The organism is Roseicyclus sp., from assembly GCF_052168335.1.
Taxonomy (GTDB): domain Bacteria; phylum Pseudomonadota; class Alphaproteobacteria; order Rhodobacterales; family Rhodobacteraceae; genus Roseibacterium.
The window spans coordinates 1-4,838 of record NZ_JBQLZP010000498.1 but is presented as its reverse complement, the minus strand read 5'-3'; the positions used below and the strand labels follow the sequence as shown (position 1 = coordinate 4,838).

Sequence of the window (4,838 nt, the reverse complement as noted above, 5' to 3'; positions counted from 1 at the left end):
GCCGATCTGGACCACCCAGGTCCAGAATGCCTCGCTCAGGGGGAGTTCGCCGCGCCAGAGGGCGCCGAGCCGCTGCATGGATGCTCCTGTCCGCCGGTCGCGCGCCCCGCATCTAGGCCGGGACTGTCACACAGGAAAGGGCTCATTCCACGATCAGGAGGAGGTCGGACGACCGGACCCAGCCCTCCCACCCGTCCTGCCTGATCTTCTGCCAGCCACGCACGGTGTAGGGCAGGAGCGCGATGCCGCAGCTTCGGGGCGCGAGGCGCGTCAGGAGGCGCGAGCGCTCCGCCGGCCAGGCGCGGAGCGCGACGTCGCGCGGCCGGGCGAGCGGGTGGACGCAGTTCGTCGGCGCCGACACGGCGGCGATGTAGCGGCGGTGGACCCAACCCGCGTAATGCCCGTCCTCGACCGGGCACCAGTTTCCGGCGCAGGCCTCCGTCACCATGATCCCGCAGCGCGCGTAGGGCAGGGCGGTCAGGACACGGTAGCGCGTTCCGGGCCCCGTGCGCAGGTTCAGCGGATCGTCGGCGCGGACGTTCACGACGCAATGCTCGGCGCCGGTCCGCACGGGATCGGCGAGCGCGCCGCCGGGCAGGCAGAGCGCGAGGAGGAGGGCGGTGATGCGGAGGGCATGGGACATGGGCGGAGGCCTTCTCTGCTGTCCGGTCAATCTCCGCCGCGCCGTCCCGGTTCCCGTCAGGACGCCTGCGCCGTCTCGGGCAGCAGATCCTCCGGCGCGATGCCCCGCTTCTCGGCGCTGGCGCGAACCGCTTCCTGCAGGGTCGGACTCCGCTCGAGCAGGCGGCGGAAACGGTCCTGGTCGAGCACGAGGAGCGTCGAGGGTGCGATGGCGCGGACCTCGGCGCGGCGCGCGCGGTTCGACAGGATCGCCATCTGGCCGAACATCTCGCCACGGCCGAGCCGCCAGCTCTGGCCCGCCGTCTCCAGCTCGACCGCGCCCGAGGCGATGAAGTGGACGCGGCCCACGGCCCCGTCCTTGCGCAGCACGATCTCGCCCGCGTTGACGTAGCGGGTCTGGAGCGCGCGGCCGAGGCGCTTCAGCGCCGCCTCGTCGAGATCGGCGAAAAGCGGGAACTGCCGCACCAGTTCCGCCCGCTGGATCGCGATGTCGAGGTGCGGCCGCGCCTCGGCGGCGGTGCGGCGGGCGGCGATGTCCTGCATCAGCGCGGAATGGACCTCGGCCCCGATCAGCCCGTCCTCGCGCATCGCCGTGTACTCCCGCTCCTCGAGGCGCAGCGCGGTGCGGCGGATGAACTTGCGCTCCAGCTCCTCGGCATAGCCCGGATATTGCAGGCGCAGGCCCTCGAGCGCGGTCTCCAGCGCCTCGACGCGCCGGGCCAGCAGCTCGTGCAGGAGGTCGGCCACGCGGCGGCCGTGGATGCGCCGGATGCGCCGGTCGATGAAGCTGTCGAGGTCGCGCAGCACCAGCCGTTGCGACAGGAGGAGCTCGAAGCGGTCCGCCGTCAGCCGCGCCAGCGGACCCGAGATGCCGAGCCGTCTCTGGAGCAGCACCGCGGCCTGGAAGGCGCGCCCGTAGGCGACGCTCCGCCGCGCCGCGCGCTGGTAGCCGTTCCGCCCGCTCGTCCGCGCGCCCTCGATCAGCCGTTCGGCGTCCGACAGCACCTGTTCGGCCATGCGGGTCGAGATCGTCCGGTCGCGCACGCGCAGCAGGATCGAGTCCCGCTCGTGCCCCGCCAGCGCGATCAGGCCCAGCGTGATCCGGTCGCGATCGAGGATGTCGGCGCTGTCCTCGGCGGTCTTCACCGCCTCGTCGAGGCGTTCGCCGAAGCTTTTCGCCTCCGAGCGGACGATCTCGCGCGTGAGCTCGTAGTTCTCGTTGGTGCGAGCGAGATCCTCGCGCACGGTCTGGAGCGAGACGGCCACGACCTGCCGCGACAGCGCCTCGTCGATGGGCGAGAGCCGGTCGAGCCCGAGCCGCCCGATCACCAGGCGCAGCGTCGTGCCCTGAACGATCAGCGTGAAGAGGGTGAAGCCGGTGGCGAGGATGCCGACGAGGCGCTTGACCTCGATGGGCACCCGCAGGCTCTCGGTGACGGCGAGGGCGAGGGCGAGCGTCACCGCGCCCCGGAGGCCGCCCCAGAGGATCGCCACGCGGAACGGCGTCTCGACGGGGGGCGAGGCGCGCAGCCGTGTCATCAGCGGCAGAAGGCCGAATAGGATCACCGCGCGCGCCGCCAGCGCGGCGGCGACGACCACGACGATGAGGACGAAGTCGCCCGGACGCGCCTCCTCCAGAAGGCGCGGAATGAGCAGGGCCGCGAGGATGAAGATCAGCGCCCCCGACCAGTAGGCCAGCAGGTCCCAGATCTCGCGCAGGTTCGCCCAGGCCTGCGGCGGCAGGCGTCCCGGCCCCGTCAGGTTCAGCGTCAGGCCCGCCGCCACCACCGCGATGACGCCCGAGGCGCCGATGCTCTGCTCGGCGATGATGAAGGCGAGGTAGGGCAGCGCGACGGAGATCGAGATCTGCGCCCGCTCGTGCCGCTCGAAGAGCGCCATGACCCAGACCGCGACGCGCGCCGCGACCCAGCCCGTCAGCGCGCCGCCCGCGATCAGGAGCGGGAAGCGCGCGATGGCCGCGCCGATGTCGGGGTCGGGCACGCCCAGCATGACGAAGCCCATGAAGACCCCGAAGAGCGCGATGGCCGCGGCGTCGTTCAGCAGGCTCTCGCCCTCGATGATCCGCGCGAGCCGCCGCGGCGCCGAGATCGAGCGGAAGATCGTGACGACCGCCGAGGGATCGGTGGTCGAGACGATCGCCCCGATGAGGAGGCAGGCCGCCAGCGGCAGCGCGCTCGCCCACGAGAGGGCGTAGCCCACGAAGAGCGTGGCGACCACGACCGCCACGATGGCGAGGACGAAGATCGGCACCCAGTCGTCGAGCATCCGCCGCAGGTTCATGCCCAGCGTCGCCTGGAACAGCAGCGTCGGCAGGAACACGTAGAGGAAGACGTTCGACCGGATCGGCAGCCCGAGGATCGCCTCGGCCACGGGGTTGAGCGCGTCGGTCAGTTCGGTTCGCAGGAAGAACAGCGCGCCGACCCCGATGAGCACGCCGAGCACCGCGAGGATCACGCTCATGGGCACCCGGAGCCGGGCCGCAAGCGGCTCGGCCGCGCCGATCACCAGGAAGAGCGAGGCGATGACGGTGGTGACGAGAACGATGTCCATGATCATGGACATAGCATTTTCGCCGCTACGCGCACGGCGAAACCGAACGCGGCCAGCCGGATTTCCGGTGGAATCCCGGGCGTGTCAGGCGATCCCGCGGACCTGTTCGAGCGCCTCCGCCACCGCGCGCGTGGCCTCGGGGCCGAGCGGCAGGATCGGCCGGGGCGCCGCGTGAGCGGTCAGTCCCATGAGCTGCGCGCCCGCAACCATGACGCGCAGCCCGCCATGCGCCCGGAAGAGCGCCCAGAGCGGCGCGAGGCGCGCATCGAGGCGTCGCGTCTCGGCCGCGTCGCCCGCCTGCGCCGCGCGGGTCAGGCGCAGCGCGACCTCGGGCAGGAGGCCGCCAACGACGCTGAACCAGGTGTCCGCGCCTGCGAGCAGCGCCTCGGCGCAGACCCAGTCGCCGCTGTAGCCGATGGCGAAGCCCTCGGGCACCGCGGCGCGGAGCTTCGCGACATCCGCGGCGATATCGCCCGCGGGTGCGGGCATCTTCACGGCGGCGATCCCGGGCACCTCGGCCAGCCGTGCGATCAGCTCGGCCCCGAAGGTGAAATGCGTGGTCGAGGGGTTGTTGTAGATGCAGAGCGGCAGGTCCGTCGCCTCGGCCACGGTCCGGAAGTGCTCGAAGACCTCAGCGTCCGTGAGCGGCGTGTAGGAGACCGGCGCGAGGAGAAGGGCGTCGGCCCCGGCCTCCGCCGCGTCGCGGGCCAGCGCGCGGGCCCCGTCCGTGCGGAGCGCGCCGACGCCGACCAGAAGCGGCACGGCACCCCCCAGCGCCTCGGCCGCCGCGGCGACCGCACGCCGCCGCTCCTCCCGCGCGAGATAGGCGTAGGTGCCCGTGCTGCCGAGAAGTCCGATGCTATCGACCCTTGCCACCATGAGGCGGTCCACCAGGCGGGCAAGGTTCTCGGTATCGACCCGGCCCGCGGCGTCGGCGGGCGTGATCGGAAAGGCGGAAAGCCCGGCGAAATCCATCTGCGACACCCCTCGTCGTCCTGCCGGCGGAGTTGGGCCACGGAACGCGGCGCTCCGCAAGTCCCGACCTCGACCGGCGCCGCCTGGAGGGCGCGGGATGAGCGGAGCGCCCCGCGCTTCGGCCGGTGTGCGGCCCGCGGCCCGGCATGGCGACCGCGCGGCGCGCTCGGGCGAAGGCCCGCCGGAGCGCGTGGAAGGGGCTTGACGGCGCGGGGCCGCCGGCGTGAGTTGCGCGGGCAAGGCGCCGCCCGATGACAGGCGCCCGAGACCGGATAGACCTGCATGACCGTTTCCGCCGCGGACGGGGCCCGCCCCGCCGCCCTCGCCACGCGCCTGTCCTTCTTCGCCGCCGGGTTCGTCATGGCCGCATGGGCGCCGCTCATCCCCTTCGCCAAGGCGCGGGTCGAGGCGAACGACGCGCAGCTCGGCCTGCTGCTCCTCTGTCTCGGCATCGGCTCCATCGTCGCCATGCCGGTCACGGGCTATGTCAGCGCGCGGCGCGGGGCGCGCGGCATGGTGCTGGCGGGGGGCGTCGGCCTCGTTGCCCTCCTGCCGGTGCTGATGCTCTCGGGGACGCCGCTGGTCCTCGGCGCCGCGCTCTTCGTCTTCGGCGCGGCGCTCGGCACCATCGACCTGGCGATGAACGTCCA

Annotated in this window: 3 protein-coding genes and 1 pseudogene; 1 reads left to right on the top strand and 3 read right to left on the bottom strand. The window is 72.8% G+C overall.

The features are described 5' to 3' along the window. Nucleotides 1–142: 142 nt before the first annotated feature. The 3 genes from ACTS11_RS15300 to ACTS11_RS15290 form a co-directional block, all read right to left on the bottom strand. Complete coding sequence (locus tag ACTS11_RS15300; RefSeq protein ID WP_442641163.1) at nucleotides 143–643, bottom strand: SH3 domain-containing protein; 501 nt, start codon at nucleotides 641–643, stop codon at nucleotides 143–145. 56 nt (nucleotides 644–699) lie between these two features. Next, the gene (locus ACTS11_RS15295) at nucleotides 700–3,213 is read right to left on the bottom strand and encodes a cation:proton antiporter (protein ID WP_442641162.1); all 2,514 of its coding nucleotides are present in this window, start codon (nucleotides 3,211–3,213) and stop codon (nucleotides 700–702) included. An 84-nt stretch (nucleotides 3,214–3,297) separates the two neighbouring features. Then, nucleotides 3,298–4,188 carry a dihydrodipicolinate synthase family protein gene (locus ACTS11_RS15290; RefSeq protein ID WP_442641161.1) on the bottom strand — a complete coding sequence of 297 codons (891 nt, stop codon included), beginning with the start codon at nucleotides 4,186–4,188 and terminating at the stop codon, nucleotides 3,298–3,300. 282 nt (nucleotides 4,189–4,470) lie between these two features. On the opposite strand from ACTS11_RS15290, the pseudogene ACTS11_RS15285 reads away from it, so the two are divergent. Then, a pseudogene (locus ACTS11_RS15285) lies at nucleotides 4,471–4,838 on the top strand (MFS transporter); the annotation flags it as partial.